16 protein-coding genes are annotated in these 22,043 nt (G+C 72.4%); 3 read left to right on the top strand and 13 right to left on the bottom strand.

Features of this window, described 5'->3' with window-relative positions:
- Window positions 1-6: 6 nt before the first annotated feature.
- From ABT006_RS24880 to ABT006_RS24835, 10 genes are all read right to left on the bottom strand, one after another.
- Entirely contained in the window at window positions 7-3,501 is a 3,495-nt protein-coding gene (locus ABT006_RS24880) for a non-ribosomal peptide synthetase (RefSeq protein ID WP_350710103.1), read from the bottom strand.
- Complete coding sequence (locus ABT006_RS24875) at window positions 3,498-5,171, bottom strand: beta-ketoacyl synthase N-terminal-like domain-containing protein (RefSeq protein WP_350710101.1); 1,674 nt, start codon at window positions 5,169-5,171, stop codon at window positions 3,498-3,500. Before ABT006_RS24875 ends, ABT006_RS24880 begins: the two co-directional genes overlap by 4 nt.
- Complete coding sequence (locus ABT006_RS24870) at window positions 5,168-7,543, bottom strand: non-ribosomal peptide synthetase (protein ID WP_350710099.1); 2,376 nt, start codon at window positions 7,541-7,543, stop codon at window positions 5,168-5,170. The genes ABT006_RS24875 and ABT006_RS24870 overlap by 4 nt, the downstream gene beginning before the upstream one ends.
- A complete protein-coding gene (locus tag ABT006_RS24865; protein WP_350710097.1) occupies window positions 7,537-8,898 on the bottom strand; it encodes a DUF6002 family protein in 1,362 nt (453 codons plus the stop codon). Before ABT006_RS24865 ends, ABT006_RS24870 begins: the two co-directional genes overlap by 7 nt.
- On the bottom strand, window positions 8,889-10,058 hold the full coding sequence (locus ABT006_RS24860) for a potassium transporter TrkA (protein ID WP_350710095.1): 1,170 nt from the start codon (window positions 10,056-10,058) through the stop codon (window positions 8,889-8,891). The genes ABT006_RS24865 and ABT006_RS24860 overlap by 10 nt, the downstream gene beginning before the upstream one ends.
- The gene (locus ABT006_RS24855; protein ID WP_350710093.1) at window positions 10,039-12,672 is read right to left on the bottom strand and encodes an amino acid adenylation domain-containing protein; all 2,634 of its coding nucleotides are present in this window, start codon (window positions 12,670-12,672) and stop codon (window positions 10,039-10,041) included. The genes ABT006_RS24860 and ABT006_RS24855 overlap by 20 nt, the downstream gene beginning before the upstream one ends.
- Complete coding sequence (locus ABT006_RS24850) at window positions 12,669-13,676, bottom strand: class I SAM-dependent methyltransferase (RefSeq protein ID WP_350710091.1); 1,008 nt, start codon at window positions 13,674-13,676, stop codon at window positions 12,669-12,671. The genes ABT006_RS24855 and ABT006_RS24850 overlap by 4 nt, the downstream gene beginning before the upstream one ends.
- Before the next feature lie 144 nt (window positions 13,677-13,820).
- Entirely contained in the window at window positions 13,821-14,612 is a 792-nt protein-coding gene (locus ABT006_RS24845; RefSeq protein ID WP_350710089.1) for a thioesterase II family protein, read from the bottom strand.
- Window positions 14,613-15,239: 627 nt separating this feature from the next.
- Window positions 15,240-16,376, bottom strand: coding sequence for a hypothetical protein (locus tag ABT006_RS24840; RefSeq protein ID WP_350710087.1), 1,137 nt, complete (start codon window positions 16,374-16,376; stop codon window positions 15,240-15,242).
- Window positions 16,377-16,400: 24 nt separating this feature from the next.
- Entirely contained in the window at window positions 16,401-16,616 is a 216-nt protein-coding gene (locus tag ABT006_RS24835; protein ID WP_350710085.1) for a hypothetical protein, read from the bottom strand.
- A gap of 397 nt (window positions 16,617-17,013) precedes the next feature.
- Here ABT006_RS24835 and ABT006_RS24830 point away from each other — a divergent pair, with 397 nt between their 5' ends.
- Entirely contained in the window at window positions 17,014-17,508 is a 495-nt protein-coding gene (locus ABT006_RS24830; protein ID WP_350710083.1) for a DUF6933 domain-containing protein, read from the top strand.
- A gap of 534 nt (window positions 17,509-18,042) precedes the next feature.
- On the top strand, window positions 18,043-18,372 hold the full coding sequence (locus ABT006_RS35160; protein WP_502891020.1) for a helix-turn-helix domain-containing protein: 330 nt from the start codon (window positions 18,043-18,045) through the stop codon (window positions 18,370-18,372).
- Between the two features lie 326 nt (window positions 18,373-18,698).
- On the opposite strand, the gene ABT006_RS24820 is transcribed toward ABT006_RS35160, so the two are convergent.
- The 3 genes from ABT006_RS24820 to ABT006_RS24810 form a co-directional block, all read right to left on the bottom strand.
- Window positions 18,699-18,968 carry a hypothetical protein gene (locus ABT006_RS24820; RefSeq protein WP_350710081.1) on the bottom strand — a complete coding sequence of 90 codons (270 nt, stop codon included), beginning with the start codon at window positions 18,966-18,968 and terminating at the stop codon, window positions 18,699-18,701.
- 319 nt (window positions 18,969-19,287) lie between these two features.
- On the bottom strand, window positions 19,288-20,976 hold the full coding sequence (locus ABT006_RS24815) for a SulP family inorganic anion transporter (RefSeq protein ID WP_350710079.1): 1,689 nt from the start codon (window positions 20,974-20,976) through the stop codon (window positions 19,288-19,290).
- On the bottom strand, window positions 20,973-21,311 hold the full coding sequence (locus tag ABT006_RS24810) for an ArsR/SmtB family transcription factor (protein ID WP_350710077.1): 339 nt from the start codon (window positions 21,309-21,311) through the stop codon (window positions 20,973-20,975). Before ABT006_RS24810 ends, ABT006_RS24815 begins: the two co-directional genes overlap by 4 nt.
- Window positions 21,312-21,518: 207 nt before the next feature.
- Here ABT006_RS24810 and ABT006_RS24805 point away from each other — a divergent pair, with 207 nt between their 5' ends.
- Window positions 21,519-21,701 (top strand): hypothetical protein, encoded by a 183-nt coding sequence (locus tag ABT006_RS24805; RefSeq protein WP_350710075.1) that lies wholly within the window; start codon window positions 21,519-21,521, stop codon window positions 21,699-21,701.
- Window positions 21,702-22,043: the final 342 nt, after the last annotated feature.

Here is a 22,043-nt window from a genome sequence, read left to right as displayed (position 1 = left end):
GTCGGATCACCCCTCCACGGCGGGCTCGCCGGCCGGACGGTGCCGGGTGCGCTGGAGGCGGAGGGCACCGCGGCGCGCGGCCCGTTCCACCGCCGCGTCCTCCGCGTTCTCACCGGGCGATTGCGTGGACGCGCGGATGTCGTCCAGGTGCGTGGCGAGCGTGCGGACGGTCGGATGGCGGAACAGGTCCACCAGCCGCAGGTTCGTGCCGAGCAGCCGGTTGAGCTGCCGCTGCACGACGGCGACGGCCAGTGAGCCACCGCCGACGTCGAAGAAGCTGTCCGTCGCCGCCACCTCTGGTACGCCGAGCACGTTGCACCAGACCGACGCGATCTGGCGTTCGGTGGCGGTGGCCGGACGCTCGGTGATCGCGCCCGACCGGCCCACGGTCCGCTTGACCCGGGCGGCCCGGGTCACGTCGCCCGGCGTCCCGGCCGGGATGGCCGTCCAGCCGGGCAGCTGTGACACGGGGTTCTTCGGATCGGCGGCTCCGGCGCGCAGCATCTGCTCGACCTCGCCGAGCACGGCCGCCATCAGGCCGGCGCCGTAGACGTCCGGGTTGAAGACGATCTCGACTCGCAGGTGCCCGTCGCGGGTCACGCCGTAGAGGGTGAGGTCGAACGGCGACCCGGGCGCGGCCACCGGCACCGGCGCGCTGTCGAGCCCGGCCAGGTCCAGCGTCGGCTCGTCGAAGGTGTACATGTTGAACAGCACCTGCACCAGCGGGCTGCGGTCCAGCTGGCCGCCGAGGCCGAGCCCGCCGACGATGCGTTCCACCGGTGCTTCCGGGTGCGCGAGCGCGGCGAGGAGTTCCTCCCACGCGGCGCGCACATGCTCAGCGAAGCCCGTGTCGGGGGTCTGACGCAGCCGCAGTGGTGCGATCTCGATGAAGAACCCGATCATCTGCTCGAATTCTGCGGCTCGCCGGTCCACGGTGGGTGTGCCGATGACCAGGTCGGGGTGGCCGGTGCGTCGGGCCAGTACCAGCGCGAACGCGGCCAGCACGGCGGCGGCCGGGGTCGCGCCGAGTCCGGCGGCGAGGTCGGTGAGGGCGGCCGTCGTGGCCCGGTCCAGCCGGGTGGTCACGGTCGCGCTGGTGAAGGTCTGTTCGGTGGGCCGGTCTCGTCCCCCGGGCAGCTCGAGCACGACGGGTACGCCGGTGAGGTGCTCCAGCCACCAGTTCAGGTCCTGCTCGGCGCGTCGCTGGGCGCGGTCGGCGCGCCACGCGACATAGTCGCCGTAGGTGGCGGGCAGTGGCGGCAGGGGCGTCCCGTCGCCGAGCGCGGCGCGGTAGGCGGTGGCGAGGTCGGCGTAGAACAGTGACTGGGACCAGCCGTCGAAGACGGCGTGGTGGGCGTAGACGGCCAGCACGTGCTCGTCGGTGCCGGTTCGGATCAGTTCGGCCCGCCACAGCGTGTCGGTGGCGAGCGTGAACGGTGCCGCCGCAGCCGCCGCGAGGTGGGTGGCGAGGTCCGTGCCCGGGGCCAGTTCGCGCACGGGCAACGGCACCGGCGCGGGCGGGTCGGCGACGGCGTACGGGACGCCGTCGGTGTCCGGGATGCGCCAGCGCAGGATCTGCTGGCGGTCGGCGACGGCGGTGAGCGCCGTGGCCAGGGCCGCGATGTCGAGGGGGCCGGTGAGCCGTTCGGCGAAGGCGACGTTGTAGGCCGACGCGGCGGCGAGGAAGTAGCGGTCGAGGAACCACAGCCGCTGCTGCGCCGGGGACAGGGCCGGTGTTCGGCCCCGGGTGGCGGTGGCGGGGCTGGCCTCGGCGGCGGCGTCGGCGCGGGCGGCGATGCCGCGCAGCGTTCGCCCGAGCAGCACGTCCTCGATCGCGATGTCGCGGCCCAGCCGTTCCCGCAGGTCGGCGACCAGCCGCATCGCGGTGATCGAGTGTCCGCCGTGGTTGTAGAAGTCGGCGTCGCGGCCGACGGCCGGCTCGTCCAGCAGCGCCGCCCAGGCCTGCGCGATCAGGCGCTCGGTGTCGGTGGCCGGTGCCTCTCCCTGGGGTGCCGGGGCGGGTTCGGCGGCGGTGAGTGCGGCCAGCCGCTCGGTGTCGATCTTGCCGTTGATGGTGATGGGCAGCGCGGCCATGGTGAACATCCGCGCCGGGACGGCCGCGGGCGGCAGCAGCCGCGCGCAGTAGGCGCGCAGGTCCGCCACGGCCAGGCCGGTCGCCACGTACGCGACGAGTTCTTGGCCGCCGGGGCCGCCGCGCGCCTGGACGCTGGCGTTGCCGACCTCGGGGTGGCGGCGCAGCACCGCCTCCAGCTCGCCGAGCTCGATCCGCTGTCCCCGGATCTTGACCTGCCGGTCGGCTCGGCCGAGGAATTCCAGGCTTCCGTCCGGCAGCCAGCGGGCCAGGTCACCGGTGCGGTAGAGCCGCTGCCCGGGCTGCTCGGTGAACGGATCCGGGATGAACCGCTCCGCCGTGAGCGCGGGGTCGAACAGGTACCCGCGGCCGAGCCCTGGCCCGCCGGCGAGCACCTCGCCGATCTCACCGGGACCGACCTCGCGCAGCCTGTCGTCGACGAGGTGGATGCGGTGGTTGGCGGCGGGCTTGCCGATCGGGATGGGGCGGGTCCAGATGCCGCTGCCCTCGAACCAGGTCACCAGCACGGTCGCCTCGGTCGGGCCGTAGACGCTGATGAACCGGCGGCCCCCGTCGGTCCACCGGCCGACCTGTTCCGGGCCGGTGGCTTCCCCGCCGGTCATCACCAGTCGTACGCCGGGCAGCCGGGCCGGGTCCAGCAGCGGCAGGATCGGCGGCGGCAGCACCACGACGTCGACGCCCTGCTCGGCGCACACCTGGTAGAGCCGGGTCGGGTCGGCCCGCTCGGTGTCGCTGGCCAGCACGACCGTGCCTCCGGCGGCGAGCGGGGCGAGCAGGTCGGCCACCGACGCGTCGAACCCGATCGAGGCGAAGGCCAGGCACCGGGTCGCCTCGCCGTAGTCAGCGAAGTCCGCGATGTTGACGACCTTCTCGGTCAGCGCCCGGTGCTCGATCACCGCGCCCTTGGGCTGCCCGGTCGACCCGGACGTGAACATCGCGTACGCCGTGGTGGAGAGCGTCGCCGGCGTCGGCTGCCAGGGCGCCGTTTCGGCTGGTACGCCCAGCACGGTCAGGTCGCCGAAGGCTTCGGGTGCGGCGGTGGGCGCACCCACGATGACGTGGAGGCGGGCCTCGGCGGACAGTTCGCGCAACCGCTGCGGCGGCAGCGCCGGGTCGAGCGGGACGTACCCCGCGCCCGCCGCCTGCACGCCGAGCAGGGCGACCACCAGGTCCGGACGACGGTCCACGCAGACACCGACGAGGTCGTCCGGGGCGATGCCGTGAGCGCGCAGCGACGCGGCGAGGGCGCTGGCCCGGCCGACGAGGTCGCCGTAGCTCAGTGTCAGGTCACCCTGCACGACGGCGGGCGCGTGGGGACGCCGCTGGGCGTGCCCGGCGACCAGGTCGGGCAGGCACAGCTCGGGATAGGGCAGGTGGGGGCCGGTCATCGGGTCGCCTCGATCCAGTGTCTGGTCCGCTGGAACGGATAGCCGGGCAGCGGAACCCGTCGGCCCGGCGCCACGGGCAGGTCGTCACCGTCGAGCCAGGAGCGCGCGGCGTCGTCGGCCACCGGTGCGCCCTGCGCGAGCGCGGTCAGCTGCCCAACGGCCTCTTCGGCGTTGGCACACGCGACCGCACCCCGGTGTGCCAGCCGTCGCCGTCCGACCGCCAGCGTGTGCGCCACGTCCGCCACGGCGAGGTCACCGACGGCCAGCCGCTCGGCCAGCCGCCGGGCCAGCTCGCGCAGCGCCGCCGGGCTCCCCGCCGACAGCACCAGCACCACCCGGCCATGACCTTGTCCGAGCTCGCCGCCGGAGCTGTCCGGCTCGTCATGGTCGGTCGCATCGGGTGCCTGCTCCACCAGCACGTGCGCGTTGGTGCCGCCGAGGCCGAACGAGCTGACCCCGGCCCGCCGCTGCCCGGCCCACGGCCGGGTCTGCGCGCTGACCTCGACACCCGCCGCGGTCAGGTCGACGTCGCGGTGCGCGCCGGTGAAGTGCGCCGTCCCCGGCACCTGTCCGGTGTGGACGGCGTACACGGCCTTGATCAGGGAGATCACGCCGGCGGCGGCGTCCAGGTTGCCGAGGTTGCCCTTCACCGAGCCGAGCAGCAGCGGGCTGCGGCTGCCCCGGCGTACCCGGGTCAGGGCGTCGACCTCGATCGCGTCCCCCACCGAGGTGCCGGTGCCGTGACCCTCCAGAAAGCCCACGTCGGCCGGGTCCCAGCCCACCGACGCCAGCGCCTCCGCCAGCACCGCCGCCTGCCCCGCCACGCCCGGTACGGTGAAGCCGGGCCGGTCGGCGCCGTCGTTGTTCACGGCCCAGCCGGGGAGGACGGCGTAGACGTTGTCGCCGTCGGCACGCGCGTCGGCGAGGCGCTTGAGCACCACCGCACCGGCACCGTTGCCGTACACCTGCCCGGTCGCGGCCGCGTCGTAGGGGCGGCACACCCCGTCCGTGGCCAGCAGGCCGCCCGGCCGCAGGCGGTAACCGGCCTGCCGGGTCGAGACCACCGCCGAGCCACCCGCGATCGCCACGTCGCATCGGTAGTCCAGCAGGCTCTGCGCCGCCTGGCACACCGCGACCAGCGATGTCGAGCAGGCGGTCTGGATCGCCACGGCCGGTCCCGCCAGCCCCAGCGCGTACGCGGTGCGCGTCGGCAGGTAGTCGCAGCCCGAGCCGGTCAGCGCGTCGTCCCAGTCCTCCGCCAGGCCACCGAAGCCGGGCTTCAGAGCGGGGTTGCCCAGCAGGTGATGGTGCAGGTAGCGGTTGGGGCCGCACCCGGCGAACACGCCGACCTGGGCCGGGTCGCGGTCGGGATCGATTCCGGCGTCCTCCAGGGCGCGCCAGGCGACCTCGAGGAACAGCCGGTGCTGTGGATCGAGCAGCGCCGCCAGCTCGGCGGGATATCCGAACAGGTCTGCGTCGAACCCGTCGAGGTCGTCGAGCCGCCCGAACGCCGGCACCCAGTCGGGGTCGGTGGGCGCACCCTCGGCAGCGGTCAACCGACGCACCGAGTCGACCCCGGACAGCAGGTTGCGCCACATGGCGGGTGCGTCGTCCGCGCCGGGCACCCGGCAGGACAGGCCCACCACCGCGATCTGGTCGTCCTCGCTCACGTCCCACCCTCCCCGCTGCCACCGCGCCGCGCGGCTCTGCGCCGCGCCATCCGGTGCCCGACTGCCGCCAAACGACCATCGGCCGGTACGCCGTCAGCGCCCGCCGCCGCCCCCAGGTGTGCCGCCAGCGCCGCCACCGTCGGGAACTCCACCAGCCGGGCCAGCGGCACCCGCCGGTCGAGGCGTTCCTCCAGGTGCCGCTGCAGCAGGGCGAGCTGGAGCGAATGCCCGCCCAACTCGAAGAAGCTCACCTGACGGTCCACGGCGGGCAGTCCCAGCACCGCGCACCAGCCCGCCGCGATCAGCTCCTCGACCGGCCCCGACGGCGGCCCGCCAGCCCCCGCGACGGTTCGTACGGCCTCGGCATCCGGATCGGGCAGGGCGGCCTGGTCGAGCTTGCCGGTCGGGCCCATCGGCAGCTGCGCCACCGCCACCACGGCCCGGGGCACCATGAAGTCCGGCAGCACCGCCGCCACCTGCTCCCGCAGCCGTCCCGGCTCGATGCTCGCCCCCACGGCCGGGACCGCGTACGCGATGATCTCGTGCTCGCCGGTGCCGGAGGCGGCCGCGCTGCGCCGGGCCACCACGGCCGCCTGGCCCACCCCGGGCAACCCGGCCAGGTGGGCTTCGATCTCGCCCAGCTCCACCCGATAGCCGCGGATCTTCACCATCCGGTCGCTGCGACTCAGGTAGACCAGCATCCCGTCGGGCAGCCGCCGCGCGATGTCCCCGGTCCGGTACGCCCGCACCCCGCCGTGCTCGATGAACCGGGCCGCCGTGAGTTCCGGCAGGCCCAGGTACCCCAGCGCGACGTGCGGGGTACGCACGATCACCTCGCCGGTCAGGCAGGTCGGGCGCCCGGCCGGGTCGGCCAGCACCACCTCGATGCCCGGCAGCGGGTGCCCGATCGGCACCACGGCCTGCTCCAGCTCCGCGCCGGGCGGCAGGTGGTGCTGCGCGGCGAAGCTGATCTCGGTGGTGCCGTACCCGTTGACGAACACCACGCCGGGCGCGAACGACCGCCGGGCCAGCGCCACGTCGTGCCTGGTCACCTCCTCGCCGCCGAGCACGACGGCGCGGATCGACGGCAGCCGCCCGCCCTCGCCCAGGCTCGCCACCAGGTATCGGTAGACGGTCGGGGTGGAGTGGTAGATCGTGACGTCCCGGTCGGCGAGGGCGCTGGTCAGGTGGCCGAGGCCGTGTGCGCGAACGTCGACGGGGACGGCGGCGGCGCCGGACAGCAGGGCGCTGAACGTGTCGGTGACGGCCATGTCGTAGCCGAACGAGGTGAGCACGCTGGTGCGGTCGTGCGGCCGGATGGCGAAGTTACGCACGTGGCTGCGTACGCCGAACAGCACGTTGCGGTGGCTCTGCACCACGCCCTTCGGCGTTCCGGTCGACCCCGAGGTGTAGAGCACGTACGCCGGGTCGTCCGGCCGTGCGGGTCCCCGCAGCACCGACAGGTCGGCGCGGGATGTGCCCGGCTGGAGGTGCACGATCGGCAGCTCCGGCAGCCCGGCGTCGGCGGCCAGCGTGGCGGCGAGCCGCGCGTGCTCGGGGTCCGTGACGATGGCCCGCACCCCGGCGTCGCGCAGCATCCCGGCCAGCCGGACCGCCGGGAACACGGTGTCCAGCGGCACGTACGCGGACCCCGACGCCAGCACCGCCAGGATGCCGGTGACCGTGGCGACGCCGTGACGGCACAGCACCCCGACCGGCGCGGGCGGCGCTGCGACGTCGCTCGGATCGGCCAGGGCCACGGCGGTCGCGGCTACGACGGCACCGAGCTCGCGATAGGTCACGGTCGCGTCGTCGGCCAGCACCGCCACCCGCTGCGGGTACGTGGCGACGACCGATGCGAACGCGGCCGGGATCGTGTCACCGCGTACGCCGTCGGCTTCGGTGCCGTCGCCACCGTGCAGCCGGGCCAGTTGTGGTGCCGGGCGCTGCTCGTAGCGGGCCGACGGCAACACGTCGGCCGACGACGCGGCCGGGTCCAGAGCGGACAGGAACTCGGCCAGGTCGGCGCACAGGTCGTCGGCGTAGTCGCCGGGCAGCCCCGACACGACGCCATCGCCCAGGTCAGGGCCCAACTGGACGCTGGCGTCGGGGGCGGCACCCGGCGGTGCCGGGCGCACCGACCGCCACAGCTCGCGGATCGGGGCGTCGGCGGTCAGGTCCAGCGCCACCAGGTCGTCGCCGTGCCGCAGCGTCACGACCTGGGCGCCGGTGTACCGGCGTACCAGCAGGGCGGTCGCGGTGAGGACCACCGCCGCCGGGGTGACCCCGGCGGCGTGGGCCTGCGCGGCAAGCCAGGCAGCCCGCTCGGGTGACAGGCCGAGCGGGCGGTCGGAGGACGCCAGGCTCACCATGGATACAGGACGGCGGCCGCGACGTCGGCGACCGTGGACACCTGGACGTCCGCGTCGGCGACAGCGAAGTCGTTGGAGTAGCTCCCGGTGCCGTGCACCACGATGTCGTGCCCGGCCGGCACCAGGCCGCGGTCGATGGCGTTGCAGACACCGGTCAGCGCCATCACGATCGACCACTCCCGCAGCTGCTCGGGGTCGGCGGGCAGCGTGAGCCCGGCGTTGGCCAGCCAGTCCCGGGCCACCGGGTAACGCTGGGCGCATTCGCGCCGCGACACGACGATGCCGTCGCCGCCGTGCCGCTCAATCAACGCGTTCATCGCCGGGGAGGTCACCGGGCGGTGGGTGTAGAAGGTGGGGTCGAGCACCTCGGCCGGGTCATCGGTGACGGCCGGGAAGTGCGCGTCCTTGTCCTGCGTCCACGCGCCCACGCCCTCGTCCAGGGTGTAGGCCGGGCAGTTGTTCCGGTCGAACGAACCGTGGCGCAGGCTGAGCACCATGTCGGGCGTACCGAGGTGCTGCACGAGCAGGAAGCCGGGGCGGTCGGCGGGGCTGGCCTTGCCCGCCGCTTCGAGCACGTCGCGGCCGAGGTTGTAGCCGAGCAGGCCGAAAGCGCTGGAGACGGCATGCGCGTGCCAGCGCGGGCGGGCAACGCCGGAAGGGGCCACGTCAGCCTCGAAGGCGGCCCGGGCGGCGTCCGCGACCAGGTAGTTCTTCAGGTCCAGGCTGTACCACAGCGTGACGCCGTGCGTGTCGTACATCGTGGCGGCGTACTCGTCGACGAACGCGCGGCCGAGCGCCTTCACACCCTCCGGGTCGCTGCCGGTGTACCGCAGCAGCGGGTTGGCCTGGCGCGACTGCGGGTCGGCGGCCAGCGCGTCGTGGCGGAACTTGTGCCGGGTCGACTGCGGTGCCAGCACCACGATCGACAGCTGCTCCGGCGTCACCAGCCCGGCCGCGTAGGCGCGGGCCACCGCGTCGCGCAGCGCCACACCCTTGTTGCCGGAGGTCGGCGTGAAGATACACAGCCGGGTCCCGGTGCGCCGGACGTGTTCCACCGCGCGGGCGACGATCACCATCGACGCGAACGTCTTGGTGGTCTGGGTGCCCGGGTTCGCTGTCAGGTCGAGCAGCTGGAGGTCGTGCCCGCCGTATTCGCCCAGCCGGGACCAGCTCGCGGTGGCGGCGGCGTAGAACTCGCGCACCGCCGGGGTCAGCTCGGGCAGGTCGAAGCCGGGCGCGAAGCCGGGCGTCCCGGCAGGGCCGCCGGGGACGGCGCCGCACTGATCCACCGCCGAGGCGATGACGTCGTAGTAGTCGGTGATCAGGTTGCGTGTGGTCGGGGCGGTCACGGGCATCGGGATTCCTCCAACACACGGGGCGCCGGCGCCGGTGGCACCGTTCGCAGATGGTCGCGCAGGGCGATGAACCGGGCGAAGACCTCAGGCAGGTCGGTCACGCGCCAGCCTTCGGCCAGTTCCGGCTGGTACGCCGACAGCGCCGCCCGGGCACGCTCCGGATAGCGCACGTGGCCGTCGCTGACCTCGACGCCGTCACGGTGCCCGGCGGCGGTGTTCCAGGCGACGGCCTGCGCCGCGCTGACCTCGGGCGGCAGCCGCAGCTCGGCCCGGCCACCGTTGAGCCGGACCGGATAGCCGCCCGGCAGGCCCAGCGGCCCGGGCAGGCTCGCCACGACCTCACCCGCGTCGGCGGCGAGCCCCGCCACCAGGGCGGCGGCGGCATGCCCGGCCAGCGCGTTCAGCTCCGGCCGGGGCAGGGCACGGTAGTCGGCCAGCAGCCCGGTGACGTCCGGGACGGGCAGGCCGTCGAGCCAGGCGCGTACCTCGGCGGTGTCGTTCCCGGTGTTGTCCGGGCCGGGCGCGGCGAGGTGGGCATGGTGGCCGAGCACAGCCAGCCGCCCCGGCCCGGGACGGCCCAGCGCGGCGTCCAGACACGCGGCCAGGGTCGCCACGTTGCCGATGCCGCACAGCACGGGCAGATTCAGCGCTGCCAGCAGCGGGTTGACCGCGTCCGGGAAACAGCCGTTGACCAGCACCGCGTCCGGTGCGCCGCCGGCCAGCGCGGCGGCCAGCCGGGACACCAGCTCGGCCTGCAACGCCAGCGTCACCCCGAAGCCGGCCGTGGCGACCAGCTCCGTCCAGGCCGACGGTGTGTGCACCCGCTCGTACGGCGACTGGGGCGACGCGGCGCAGACCAGCACGTCGGGGCGTAGCCGGGCCATCGACGCGGCGTCGGCGGCGTACCCGTCGCCGGGGTCGGTGGACGGTTCGGCGGTGAACGGCTGGGCGGTGAAGTCGACCCGGGTCCCGGCGACGGTGGCGCGCACCTGCGCGCCCCGGGCCACGCGGACTGCGGCGGTCAGGTCGCGGGCCAGCACGGTCACGCGTACCCGCTGGGGGGTGTGCGTCGAGGCCAGGGAGTCGCACAGCGAGCGGGCGAGCTGGCCGCTGCCCACCACGACGACGTGCTGCGGCGCGTTACCGAGAGGGGCTGACATCGCGTCCCACGTCCGTGACCCGGGCCAACCAGTCGGCGAAGGACCCGGCGCGCAGGCAGCTCGCCGGGGACACCTCCAGGTCGGCCATCTCGCGCACCCGGTGCGCCACCCGCAGCGCGGTCAGCGAGTGCCCGCCAAGGGCGAGGAAGTTGTCGTCGTCCTGGACGGCATCGACGCCGAGCGTGACCCGCCACGCCTCGCGCAGCCGGTCGGCGAGGGCGCCGCCCTGCTCCGGGGCCGCTTCCGTGTGTCGCCTGGGTGGTGGCGGCAGTTCCAGCCGGGCCACCTTGCCGTTGGGCAGGCGGGGCAGGCTGTCGACGAAGACGAGCTGGTCCGGGTGCATCGCGGGCGGCAGCACCGACGCCAGGTATCCCTGGAGCAGCCCGGTCGTCAGCAGCTGGTCGGCGTGCTCGTCCCAGGGCGAGGCCGCCTGCGGCTGATCGTGCGGCCGCATCGCGTAGATGTAGCTGACGTCGGCGTCCGCGCCGACGTTCCAGTCACCGATCTCGTGCACCTCGAACCCGGCCGCCGACAGCAGCTCGCGCACCTGCGGCGCGGTCACGCTGCTGCGCTCGACCTCCAGGCACACCTGGCCGATGCGGGGCCAGTGCTCCGGGCGCAGGCCGCGCAGCACACTCAGCTCGGCGCCCTCGGTGTTGACCTTCAGCAGGTCGACCCGGTCCAGCCCGAACCGGTCCAGCAGCGTGGACAGGGTCACCGTCGGCACCACGTGCGCCACCGGGGTCAGGCGCCGGTGCGCGTCGGCCAGCAGCGCGGCCTGCTCGGCCTCGTCGGCGTCGCCGCCACCCTGCCGGTAATGCGAGCGGACCAGGTCCGACGCGGCTTCGGCCCGGTCGACGCCCAGGCCGGACAGATAGCTCAGCTCGGGAAACGAGATCAGCGTGGCCGTGCCCGCCGTATCGGTCACCGCGGCCTCGACGATGGATGCGGACTCGGCGTAGAGGCTGAGGTTGGCCCGAAGGTACGGCAGCGTGTCCGGGTTAGGCTCGACCGCGATCAGGTGCACGTCGCGCGCCTGCCGGGTCGCCCACAGGGAGAACAGGCCGATGTTGGCGCCGACATCGACAACGACCGCACCGTCACCGAGGCGTACGCCGAACCGCGAATACTCCGCGTGGTCGAAGATCTGCCGGTAGAGGAAGACCGCCTCGTCCGGCGACGCCGCCGTCACCGCCATGCCGTTGGGCAGCCGGAACCGGGTCAGCCCGCCGATTGCCGGGGCCCGCCGTGGCTGCGGCACCACGTACCCGACCAGGCGCGTCCCGGAATCCTCGTCCGGGACGGCCACGACCACCGCGTCGTGCACGGCGGGATGCTTGCGCAGCACCGCGGCGACCTCGCCCGGCTCCACCCGGATGCCCCGGATCTTGACCTGGTCGTCGACCCGGCCCTGGAACTCCAGGAAACCCTGCGGCGCGACCCGTACCAGGTCACCGGTGCGGTAGAGCCGGGCACCCGGCTGTGCCGGATCGGGCCGGAAACGTTGCGCTGTCCGCTCGTCGTCGCGCAGGTAGCCCAGGCCGACCGCGACCCCGCCGATCCACAGCTCACCGGTCTCGCCGTCGGCGACCGGCCGGAACTCCTCGTCCAGCACCCGCGCCGACACCCCGCCGATGATCCGGCCGACCGGGGCGATGCTGCCCGCGTACGCCTCCGAGCAGTCCCAGTAGGACACGTTGATCGAGGTTTCGCTCGGGCCGTACCCGTTGAACAGCCCGCACGGCAGCGCCGCACGAAACCGCCGGACCAGCTGCATGTCCAGCGCCTCACCGCCGCACAGCACCCGCCGCAACGTGACGCATCCGCCGAGTTCCGGCTCGTCGAGCACGTGCCGCAGCATGGTCGGCACGAAATGCGCGGTGGTGACGGCTTCCCGCTGGATCAGCCGGACCAGGCCGAGACTGTCGAATTGCAGGCCCGGCCCCGCGATGACCACGGTGCCACCCGCGATGAGCGGGGAGAAGATCTCGTGCACCGACGCGTCGAACCCGATCGACGCCTTGTGCAGCACCCGGTCGGCGGCGGCGAAACCGAACCAGTCGTGGCCCCAGGCCAGCCGGTTGACCAGCCCGGCGTGGTGCAGCACGACACCCTTCGGCTGGCCGGTGGAACCCGAGGTGAACAACACCAGCGCGGCCTGCTCCCCCGGCGGCAGCCAGCCCGCGCGATCCGGCAGGTCGGTCCCCGCCACCACCCTGGCGGTACGCACATCGCGCCAGCCCGTGCCCGCCGGCGCGGCGACGGTGGCGGGCCGGTCCGCGTACAGGACGAGCCGGGGTGCGGCCATGGCGAGCATCTGCTCGGCCCGGCCGGAGGGTAGCTCGGGATCGACCGGCACCGCGACCGCGCCCACCGTGAGCGTCGCCAGCAGCGACGTCACGTAGTCGGCGGACCGGTGCAGGTAGAGGCCGACCAGGTCACCGGGCCTGATCCCGGCCCGGCGCAGCAGTTCGGCCGTCGCGCCGATCCGCTCCCACAGCTGTGCGTAGCTCAGCTCCCCGTCGGGGGCGACGATCGCGGGCCGGTCGGCGTCGGCGCCCGAGGGCCGGTGTACCAGATCGAGCAGGTAGCGCGGGCTGGACATGGGGGTCATGCCGTCCTTGTCGCGACCGCGACGATCGCCATCCGGGGCACCTCGGCGACGAACTGCCCGTCGGCCGGGTAGACGACCGGCCGCGCCGGGATGGTGTCACGGCCACCGAGCGCGGCCAGGTAGCCGGTGTGGTCGAAGTGGTGCGTCAGCAACCGCCACACCTCGTCATCGCTCAGCGTCGCGAAGAACTCCCGTACCCCGTACATGTCGCCGACATAGTCGCGAATCCGCGCGTACGCGGACTGTGCGGTGTCGGCGCGCACGATCAGCGGGTCATAGAGGTCGACGATGCGCACCGGCAGATCGGCCTGGGCGAACAGGCTGGCCAGTTCCGCCCGGCTGAAATGCTGGTAGTCGTGGCCACCGGAGGCGTGCGAATGCACCACTTCACCGAAGAAGCCGGCCATCGGGCTCGACTCGTCGAAGTCGTGCAGCACGATCCGGCCACCGGGGCGGACCACCCGGGCCGCCTCCGCCACCGCCAGCGGCCGCTGGTGTGCCGGGATGTGGTGCGTTCCGTAGGCGAGCAGCACCGCGTCCAGGCTGGCGTCGCGCAGAAACAGGAAGTGCGCGGCCTGGCGTACGGCGGGCAGGCCCTGCGCGAGCGCCTTGTCGATCATGTGGCCGGACAGGTCGCCGGTGATGAACTCCAGCTTGGACTCGAAACAGGCGGACTGGCTGCTCGCCGCGCGCGCCACGGTGCCGTCGCCGCCGAGCACGTCCAGGATGAGGGTGACCGGCTCGGATCCGGCCGGAGTGGCGAGCTCCAGCAGTTGCCGCATTCCGGTCCAGCGCACCAGGGTGTCGCGCTGGGCCCGGCGATAAGAGTCGCCCCGGCCGGTGGAGTCGGTGTCGAACTCGCTCACGGTGGCGGCCAGCTCCGCCAGCGCCGCAGCCGCACCCGGGCGCTCGAAATCAAGCACATCGCGCAGTTGGGGGTGGACGGTCGCCACCGTGTGCAGGTACTCCCGCAAAATCAAAGACGGCAAGTACGACGAGCTCATGAGCACCTCGGCGCACGCAACGGTTTTGCCGCCTCGTCAGCGACGTCCCTTCGATGAACGGATGGCGAACTGTAACACCGCGTCTCGCCGGCCCGCCAGGTCGAACACCCGACACAATGGAAGCCCTGGTATGGGCAGAAGTCCTTACCGATCCTTTGTCGATGATTGCGCCACAGCGGTGTGATCGGCGACAATGCGGCGCATAATGTCCAAGATTTCCGACTGGTGGTCAGTCAGGAAGAAATGCCCACCGGCGAACACATGTCGCTGTGGCGGGGCCGCGCATTCCAGCGCCCAGCCGGCCGCCCGGTCCAGGTCCACGTGCTCGTCCCCGTCGCCGAGCAGCACGTGCACCGGCAGCTCCAGCGGCGGCTCGGCACGGTAGGCGTACCGCTCGGACAGGGCGAAGTCCGCCCGGATACCCGGCAGGATGAGCTCCATCATCTCCCGGTCCGCCAGCAATCCGGCCGGGGTGGCCCCGAAGTCGCGCAACGCCTCGATCAGGCCGGTGTCGTCGAGTTCGTGATAGCGCTGCCTGATCAGCCGGGTCTGCGGCGCCTCGGCCCCGCTGACCAGCAACGCCAGCGGATCGGGCGCGCCCCGGCGGCGCAGCTCCCGGGTCACCTCGAACGCCACCAGCGCACCCAGGCTGTGCCCGAACAGCAGGAACGGCCCCGACGCCCGCTCGATGACCGCCGTCGTCAGCTGATCCACCAGCTCCGTAACGTCGTCGATCGGCGGCTCGTGCATCCGGATTCCCCTGGCCGGCATCAGCGCGACCTGCAACGACAGCTCCGGCTCAGCCATCGCCTGCCACTCCATGAACGACGCGGCGATGCCACCGGCGTACGGGAAGACGAAGACCTGCGCAGCGCCGGTGGACCGCGCCACTGACCCGAACCAGCGGCTCCCGCCGCCCGCACTCACCAGGGACATGACCGCGAGCATAGGTCAACCAAGGAGCGGAGCCGCCCAGGCCGAGCCCCCTGGGCGGCTTCGCAATGGACGACATTCAGACGGCCAGCCAGCTTCCCGAGTCGGTCAGTGGTACGCGCCCCCGGACAGCCGCAGGCAGTGCCACAGGCTGGCCTGATTGGAGCTGATCACGGGCAGCCTGGGATCCCTTGCACCGCGGTTGCCCCCTCCATCGGCGCAGTCGCCTGGATGGCGCCGAACCCGCTGCCGGCCACGATCACACCGTCGATGCCGGGTGGCACGTGCCGGCGTACCTGCCGGTAAACGATCATCGGGGCGGATCTGGAACTGGCCACCCGCGTCCCGCGCCTCCCAAGGGTTGCAGGTCCCGCAGACCGGGCCGGGCATTCTCATCGTGATCATGAGGGTCGCGGCGGCGCCCGGAGATCGGGGATGGCGAGGCTCTCGGGGCCTCGGACCACCTTGGTCAGCTGCTTGAGCAGACCGTCCGGGCCCGTCAACGCTCCTTGGCCGCGTCGACGAACACGTCGGCGTGCTCGCTGCCACGTGGCGCAAACGATCCGCTCCTACACCCAACTCGGCTTCACCATGGCCGAAAGCAGCGGCGGTTAATGGAAACTGCGCCAGTCAGCCGAGCCCGGCCCGGTCGAGGCGGTCCAGCAGGCTTGGCTTACGGGCATGCCGCTCCCGCAGCTGCCGCACGCGCCGGTGAAACGCCTCGGTGCCGCCGTCCCGTTCGGCCAGCGCCTTCAGGTCGGATAGCAGCGCGACGGCAGCGTCGTACTCCTTCGGCTTCTTTGTCTCGATCATCGCGGCTACCCGCTGCCACGCCTGCTCCTGCCGCCCGGCGAGTACGTTCAGGTGTTGCTCGCGAGCGACAGCAGCAGCCCGCTCTCGACGCTCCCGCTCGGCCGCCTCGCGTTCGCGGGCGAGCCGTTGCCGTCGCAACCTGCGCTCCCCCGCGGCAGCCAACAGATCCGTGACGGTGCGGCGACCGCCGGTGCTCTCCTTCGGAATCGGGCCGTGGAAGCGAGCCAGCAGTTCCGACCGCAGGTGAGCGTCGTCACCGCGAAGCAGTCGTAGGACAACGTCGTCCTTCTCCGACTCGGGCAGCGCCTTCACCCAGCGGGACAGCACCGCCGTCGACGGCGTCGCCTCCTTTTGCGGCATGCTCGTCTCGGCTGCCACGGCGAGCAGATCCGGGTCCAGCCGCAGGAAGTCGACCAGGGCACGCAGCGGCCCGGACAGGTCCCCCAGACCCGGCGGCACGGGCGGCTCCGGCTCGTCGTCGTCCAGCTCGCGGCTCTGCACGCACAGCAGCCACGCCAGGTACAGCAACCGCCGATCGCCAGCGGCCAACCCGGCCCGCGCGGGAAGGATCGCGGCGAGGTAACCGCCGCCCTCGTACACCTCGTCGCCGTCCTCGTCCTCACTCTGCAGATCAAGGATCACGTGTGTACGGGTCGCCCACGAGCAGGCCGACTCCCCTACGCAGTATTCCGCGGCCGTGCCCGGGTCCAGCGCCGCGATCGGTAGCCGCAGCGCGATCCGGTGCGTCCCCCAGTTCGCCAGGTACAGGAACGCGTCGAAGTACCGCTGCATCCACTCCCGCGGGTCACCCTTCAGGTCACCCCACTGGTAGTCGTTGACGAAACTCGACGACGTGATCCGTGCCCGCGTCGACAACGCCCGCAGCTCCCGCTGCTGCGTCACCGTCAACGGCCGGTCGACCGCCACGAACTCGTAGTACTGGTACTCGCTCACCGCCGAAACCCTCCGCCATGATGATCATCCGCCAGCCCAGTGCCGGTACGCCTCGATCCACTCCGCGCCGGGCGGCGACGGCTCCGGCAATGGAGGATCCAGAATCCCGATCACCTGACGAAATCGACCGCGATGGCAGATCGCGACCACTGCGCCGTGGCGCAGGTCAACCCGCCGCACCGTCACCTCGACACCCAGAACCTGCGTGGTGAACGGCACCGCCAGGTTGCCCTCGATCATCGTGTAGAGGCCGGTCAGCTGCTCATCATCGTCGTAAAGCGTCGACCGTCGCCGCCGACCAACGCGCCCAACTCGGCCCGGCTGAGTGAACCCACCGCAGCACCCTATGACAGCCCCGCACATCGTTCCGAGCCACCATGTCCACTGAGCTGATCGCTACCCCGTCTCGCTGTCGAGCAGGCGCGGGGTGAGCGCAAGCGGCCGGTCGAAGGGCTGCTCCCCCGACATGCTGCTTGTCAGCACAGGCCGTCCGGCCAACACCACGCTGGCGCGGATCGCCGCCCGCAGTCCCCAACCTGCATGTTCAGATCGAAGATGCCTGGTACCGACTCACGCTGACACTGCTGCAGACAGGCGCGGCACCGGGAAGCGTACGCTCAGGCGGCAGGATGGACGCATGTTCCTCCTGCGCGCGACCGCGAAGCTGCGCCAACGCATCGGCCCGTCCGCCCCGCATGGCGGCGAGCGGTCCACGACGTTGCTCGGCGACTGGTACGCCACCCTGCTTCCATGGCGACCGCAGGTCGCGCTGCTTGTCAACGAGCGCACATTGCTGCCCGCGCTCATGCCCCTCGCGCCGGCCACCACCATGCCGGCCCGGGTCGCCGACCAGGTCGGCGAGGTGCTCGCCGCCCACAGCGTGCCCGACCCGGTGATCCGAGTCGAAATCGACCAGATGCGCCAGTGGCGGATCGCGCCAACGGCCAGCCGCAGCATCGTCGGCACCATGAACGAGTTCGCCTTCCTCGCCGACACCTGGCGCAACACCGCCAAGCCGAACCTCGTCGACCTCGCTATGCGGCTGGCCGCAACACCGTGTAGCCCGCTCTACCAGCGCCATGTCAGTCCCGATCGGGAGCTCGCGGCCACCGTGCAGCAGATCAGCTCATGAGAGCATCATGGGCATGCCAGTGACTGTCACGAACTACCGCAACCTGTTCGCAACGTGACGCGACGCCCGCATATGTACCTGATCCGAGACGACTTCTCCACCGTGATCGCTTATCGACGGAACTCGATCTGACCAGGTGATCCTGAAACTCGGCGTGCCGGAATTCAAAGACCGGACTGACAGCGCGCAGCAGCCCGAGCCGATGGGCGTTACCCAGGAAGACAATCGGGTCGTGCGGCAGCTGTCCTCGTGCGGCGTGCCATCGTGTGGTCAGGTAGTTGATCCACCAAATCCGCGAGGAGCCCGATTCAATTCGGCCATAGAGCGTGATGGCAACACCTAACCCGAGCATGCCCAGCCAGAGCAGAAAGGCCCAGAAGGTCCGGGTTGGGGTACCGGCTCGGCGGTCCGATTACGGCGAGCGATGGTCGTGCTCGCTTCAGCCGGTGGGAACACAGTGCCGTCGATCGCCCGGCTGGTGCAGGCGGATGAGGACACGGTCCGGCAGGTCATCCACGGTTCAACGAGATGGGCATGGCCAGCCTGGACCCTCAGCGGGCGGGTGGCCGTCCCCGCCTGATCACTGACGATGACGAGGTGTTCATCGTCGAGATGGCCAACGCCCGTCCCGAAGCACTGGGGCGGCCGTTCACCCGGTGGAGCGTGCGTAAGCTCGCCGACTACCTCACGACCCATGCCGCCCGCCGAGTTCGGATCGGGCGGGAGCGGCTACGGCAGATCCTGCACCAGCACAAGATCACCTTTCAGCGGACGAAGACGTGGAAGGAGTCCACCGACCCCGACCGGGATGCCAAGCTGGCCCGCATCGAGTACGTCATCGCGCACCGGCCTGCGGACGGATGACCAGTGGCCCGAACTCGTCGAAGGCGAACACCCGCTGCGGGAAATGTCGGGTGGGCGCCGTCCGGGCATCCGCAGCGGCTGCCAGCGAACTACCACAAGCTGCACGGCGTCCGGCAATTCCACGGCTGCTACAGCGTCGACTCCGGGGCGTCGTCAGGCGTCGCAAGAGCGCGGCGAACACCCTGGCCGCGCAGGCCTACCTGCGCTGGCGAAACGCCAACGCACGGCACCCTGATGTCCTGGCCGCCCAACGCCGCGAGCGCGCCCGCATTCGCAGCGAACGCCAACGGGGCTGGCGGCAGCCGACCCCACGCGTTGCCTGACCGTCACGCGTCGCCGGTTGGCCGCCCCACCTCGCCAAGCGCATCCAGTAGCCGGTTCCTCGCCTCCTGCAGCCGGACGGGGTAGTCCGGCCTGAACACCTCCGCCAGCGAGGTCTCCAGCGTTCCGGAGATGCGATACAGCGGGGACCACACTGCGCGGTCACGATCGACCAACTCGTCGAAATCGGCAGTGCCCATCATCCGGTGAAGCCAGTCTGAGAGCACCAACGCTTCGTCCCGGCTCAGCCTGATCATGAAGTCGTCCTCCGTCACCGCGCCGAGGCTACCGTCCGCTCGACACCGTGAACGTTCGTGGGTCCAAGGCATTAGAAGGCGTCCGGTTCGCCAGTAACGCCTATTTCGCCTCTCGTCTCGGAGGCCGGGCCGCAGCCAGCTTGCGCGGGGAGCCCTTCGGTGAGGTGGTGCCGACCGCGCGGGACGTGTCGCAGTTGCGTACAGCTCGGTGGTCAGCGTCGCCGGTCCGGTCACTGAACCAGCGGGCACCTCGGCGTCGCCACGAATCAGCAAAGGGCACCAGCCGGGATTTCCGATTACCGCCACCACGAGCGCGGTGAGGCGTGCGCCGTCAGCCCTACCCCGCTGCGGCGGGCTGGTCCGCTGTGGCTCCGGGCAGGACGACGGTGCGGGCGTGCCGGATGGCGGCCGGGGTGTCGGGAAAGACCAGTCCGTCGCGGCGCAGCTGGCCGGCGATGCCGAGAGTGGCCAGCACCTGGTCGTGGCCGGGGGCGATGCCGGAGAGCAGCACGGTGATGCCGCGCTCCTGGAGCCGGAGGATGGCGTCGCCGAGCACCTGCGCGCCGGTGGCGTCGAGGGTGGTCACCCGGGACATCCGCAGGATGACCACGCGCACGTCGGCGACGTCGGAGAGCTGGAGCAGAAAGCTGTGCGCGGCGGCGAAGAAGAGCGGGCCGTCCAGCCGGTAGGCCACGATGTGGTCGGCGAGCAGGGCGTGTTCCTCGGCGCTGTGCTCGCCGGAATCGAGGGGAACCTGTTCCACGCGCGCCGTGCGAGCCACCGCGCGCAGGGCGATCACGATCGCCACGCCCACCCCGACCGCCACGGCGGTGACGAGGTCCAGCGCCACCGTGGCCGCGAATGTAAGCAGCAGCACGAGGGCGTCGCCCCGGGTGGCGCGGGCCAGCGCCCAGAGCGACCCGGCCTCGACCATCCGGACGGTGGTGGCCAGCAGGACGCCGGCCAGCGCGGTGAGCGGAATCCGGCCGACCAGCGGCGCGGCGGCCAACACGATCCCGGCGAGGGCGACGGCGTGGGTGAGCGCGGCCAGCTTCGAGCTCGCGCCGGCGCGCACGTTCACCGCTGTACGGGCGATGGCGGCGGTGGCCGGGATCCCGCCGAACGCCGGGGCTGCGAGGTTGGCCAGCCCCTGGCCAAACAGCTCACGGTCGGGGTCGTGGCGCTGACCGACGGTCATCCCGTCGGCCACGGTGGCGGAGAGCAGGCTCTCCAGCGCAGCCAGCGCCGCGACCGCAAGTGCGGAGGGCAGCAGGACCCCGACGGCGTCGAGATCGAGGAAGCCCAGCGAGGGCGCCGGCAGGCCGGCGGGCAGAGCGCCGATGCGGGCCAGCTCGACCGGAGCGGCCTCGGCCAGGACAGTCGCGGCGGCCACGCCGAGCAGGGAGAACGGCCAGCCGGGACGCCACCGGGCGCCGAGCAGCATCACCGCGGCGACGCCGAGAGCCACCGCGACCGGGACCGGCCGCGGGTCCGCGACGAACCGGGTAACCGCGTCGGCGGCCACGGCCCAGACGCGGTCGCCGTGCGCGTCGGCGACCCCGAGCGCGGCTGGTACCTGTTGCAGGGCGATGACCACCGCGATGCCGGCGGTGAATCCCTCGATCACCGGAACGGGCAGGTAGTGGACGTACCGGCCGAGGCGGGCGAGGGCCAGCGCGATCAGCACCAGCCCGGCCAGCGCCCCGACCATCAGCACCCCGGCGGCACCGAACTGCTGGACCACCGGCACCAGCACCACGGTCATCGCGCCGGTCGGCCCGGAGACCTGGAGGTGGGAGCCGCCGAAGACGGCGGCGACCGCGCCAGCCACCACCGCCGTCACCAGGCCGGCCTGGGCGCCGAGCCCGGAGGTGACGCCGAAGGCCAGGGCCAGCGGCAGCGCCACCACCGCCACGGTCAGCCCGGCGAGCAGGTCGCGTCGGGGCGAGCGGCGCACCGCCAGCCAGTCAGCCCGCTGCGGCAGCAGCCCGACGAACCGGTCGCGCGGCGACAGCGTCCGGCTCACCGGTCCCGCCTGTCGGCCCGTAGCTCCCCTAGCAGCGCGTCGCGGTCGGTGAGGACGGTGCCGAGGATGCGGCGGCCGGCGGCCAGCAGATCGGCCACATCCGGGGTGCTGAGCGCGTAGACCACCAGGGCGCCGTCGCGGCTGGAGGTGACCATGCCGGCCCGGCGCAGCACCGCGAGCTGCTGGGAGAGGTTGGACGCCTCGACGTCGATCACCGCCAGCAGGTCGCGGACGGGCTTCGGCCCGTCCTGGAGCAGCTCCAGCACCCGGATCCGCACCGGGTGACCGAGGGTGCGGAACAGCTCCGCCTTCGCCTGGTAGAGCGGTACCGACACGTCAGCCTCCGTCACGCGACGCCACATTCGGTTGCCGACTTTAGCACTTGCGAAAGTCTTCAACTACAAACGCGGCGTGTGGCCCTGTCTCTTAGGTCGTGCAGAGGCAGGGCCCGCCGTCAGTTTGGCGACGATGTCGTTGACGCAGCGCAGCACGGGCCGGGCGGTCAGCGCCGCCAGGTCCAGTGGCACGTCCGCGCGGACTTCATGTCGTGGCCGCTCGCGGAGCTCTGCACCCGCCTGGCGGTCCGCCCGGTCGAACTCGGTGCGCTGCGGCGGGAGTTCGCCCAGGTCGTACGACTCGAACTGCCGAGGCACCGGAGCGAGTCGATCGCGGCCCTGCTCCGCAGCCAGGCGTCACTTACCCAGGTGCCGCCATCCGGCTCCTGACGTCAACGGTGGCCGCCGAAGGAGATGCCGCCGTGGACGTCGCGCGCCTGCACCACGGACCCGCTGACGTCGCCAGACACGGCATTCGTCACGTTGCCCGCGTTGTCGGTGACAATCGCCTCCGCCCGCGCGAAGCGTGCGCGGAACTCGGCGCCGAAGGCGGGATTGCGAGCGCTTCCTGTTCGAGGAGCGCGGCGAGGCGATGCACCGTGTCCGGGGTGGGTTGGCGGAGCGTGAGCTCGACGGTCTCCTGGGCTGCCGCCTCCTGACGGAACCGCTGTCGGAGGAACCCGGTCAGTCCTGTCACGGCTGACCGGGCACCGCTGTGAGTTCGGTGGTCGC

Origin of the sequence: Micromonospora sp. NPDC002717 (assembly GCF_040295705.1) — a bacterium.
Lineage (GTDB): Bacteria > Actinomycetota > Actinomycetes > Mycobacteriales > Micromonosporaceae > Micromonospora.
Note: the sequence above shows the minus strand (reverse complement) of the source record. Positions and strands in the feature narration are given on the sequence as shown.

Excerpts from the sequence above, each read along its gene's own strand:
- ABT006_RS24880 (WP_350710103.1), bottom strand. The coding sequence starts at position 3,501 with ATGACCGGCCCCCACCTGCCCTATCCCGAGCTGTGCCTGCCCGACCTG.
- ABT006_RS24870 (WP_350710099.1), bottom strand. The coding sequence starts at position 7,543 with ATGGTGAGCCTGGCGTCCTCCGACCGCCCGCTCGGCCTGTCACCCGAG.
- ABT006_RS24865 (WP_350710097.1), bottom strand. The coding sequence starts at position 8,898 with ATGCCCGTGACCGCCCCGACCACACGCAACCTGATCACCGACTACTAC.
- ABT006_RS24860 (WP_350710095.1), bottom strand. The coding sequence starts at position 10,058 with ATGTCAGCCCCTCTCGGTAACGCGCCGCAGCACGTCGTCGTGGTGGGC.
- ABT006_RS24855 (WP_350710093.1), bottom strand. The coding sequence starts at position 12,672 with ATGACCCCCATGTCCAGCCCGCGCTACCTGCTCGATCTGGTACACCGG.
- ABT006_RS24850 (WP_350710091.1), bottom strand. The coding sequence starts at position 13,676 with ATGAGCTCGTCGTACTTGCCGTCTTTGATTTTGCGGGAGTACCTGCAC.
- ABT006_RS24845 (WP_350710089.1), bottom strand. The coding sequence starts at position 14,612 with ATGTCCCTGGTGAGTGCGGGCGGCGGGAGCCGCTGGTTCGGGTCAGTG.
- ABT006_RS24835 (WP_350710085.1), bottom strand. The coding sequence starts at position 16,616 with ATGATCGAGGGCAACCTGGCGGTGCCGTTCACCACGCAGGTTCTGGGT.
- ABT006_RS24830 (WP_350710083.1), top strand. The coding sequence starts at position 17,014 with ATGTTCCTCCTGCGCGCGACCGCGAAGCTGCGCCAACGCATCGGCCCG.
- ABT006_RS35160 (WP_502891020.1), top strand. The coding sequence starts at position 18,043 with ATGGCCAGCCTGGACCCTCAGCGGGCGGGTGGCCGTCCCCGCCTGATC.
- ABT006_RS24805 (WP_350710075.1), top strand. The coding sequence starts at position 21,519 with ATGTCGTGGCCGCTCGCGGAGCTCTGCACCCGCCTGGCGGTCCGCCCG.